The 1,383-nt window shown below is 53.2% G+C and carries 1 rRNA gene (running past one end of the window); it reads right to left on the bottom strand.

What is annotated here, in order from left to right:
• Positions 1 to 19: 19 nt before the first annotated feature.
• Positions 20 to 1,383, bottom strand: a 23S ribosomal RNA gene (locus tag AC3WN7_RS28545); it runs 1,569 nt beyond the window's last position.

The following is a 1,383-nucleotide window of genomic DNA, read 5'->3' as shown; positions in this document are numbered from 1 at the left end:
CAAATTGCTTGGGTGTTATATGGTCAAGCCTCACGGGCAATTAGTATTGGTTAGCTCAACGCCTCACAGCGCTTACACACCCAACCTATCAACGTCGTAGTCTTCGACGGCCCTTCAGGGGACTCAAGGTCCCAGTGAGATCTCATCTTGAGGCAAGTTTCCCGCTTAGATGCTTTCAGCGGTTATCTTTTCCGAACATAGCTACCCGGCAATGCCACTGGCGTGACAACCGGAACACCAGAGGTTCGTCCACTCCGGTCCTCTCGTACTAGGAGCAGCCCCTCTCAAATCTCAAACGTCCACGGCAGATAGGGACCGAACTGTCTCACGACGTTCTAAACCCAGCTCGCGTACCACTTTAAATGGCGAACAGCCATACCCTTGGGACCGGCTTCAGCCCCAGGATGTGATGAGCCGACATCGAGGTGCCAAACACCGCCGTCGATATGAACTCTTGGGCGGTATCAGCCTGTTATCCCCGGAGTACCTTTTATCCGTTGAGCGATGGCCCTTCCATACAGAACCACCGGATCACTAAGACCTACTTTCGTACCTGCTCGACGTGTCTGTCTCGCAGTCAAGCGCGCTTTTGCCTTTATACTCTACGACCGATTTCCGACCGGTCTGAGCGCACCTTCGTACTCCTCCGTTACTCTTTAGGAGGAGACCGCCCCAGTCAAACTACCCACCATACACTGTCCTCGATCCGGATAACGGACCTGAGTTAGAACCTCAAAGTTGCCAGGGTGGTATTTCAAGGATGGCTCCACGCGAACTGGCGTCCACGCTTCAAAGCCTCCCACCTATCCTACACAAGCAAATTCAAAGTCCAGTGCAAAGCTATAGTAAAGGTTCACGGGGTCTTTCCGTCTAGCCGCGGATACACTGCATCTTCACAGCGATTTCAATTTCACTGAGTCTCGGGTGGAGACAGCGCCGCCATCGTTACGCCATTCGTGCAGGTCGGAACTTACCCGACAAGGAATTTCGCTACCTTAGGACCGTTATAGTTACGGCCGCCGTTTACCGGGGCTTCGATCAAGAGCTTCGCGTTAGCTAACCCCATCAATTAACCTTCCGGCACCGGGCAGGCGTCACACCCTATACGTCCACTTTCGTGTTTGCAGAGTGCTGTGTTTTTAATAAACAGTCGCAGCGGCCTGGTATCTTCGACCGGCGTGGGCTTACGGAGCAAGTCCTTCACCCTCACCGGCGCACCTTCTCCCGAAGTTACGGTGCCATTTTGCCTAGTTCCTTCACCCGAGTTCTCTCAAGCGCCTTGGTATTCTCTACCCAACCACCTGTGTCGGTTTGGGGTACGGTTCCTGGTTATCTGAAGCTTAGAAGCTTTTCTTGGAAGCATGGCATCAACCACTTCGTGTT

It is taken from the genome of Pseudomonas sp. FW305-70 (genome assembly GCF_058783925.1).
This window is presented reverse-complemented; position numbering and strand designations above follow the sequence as displayed.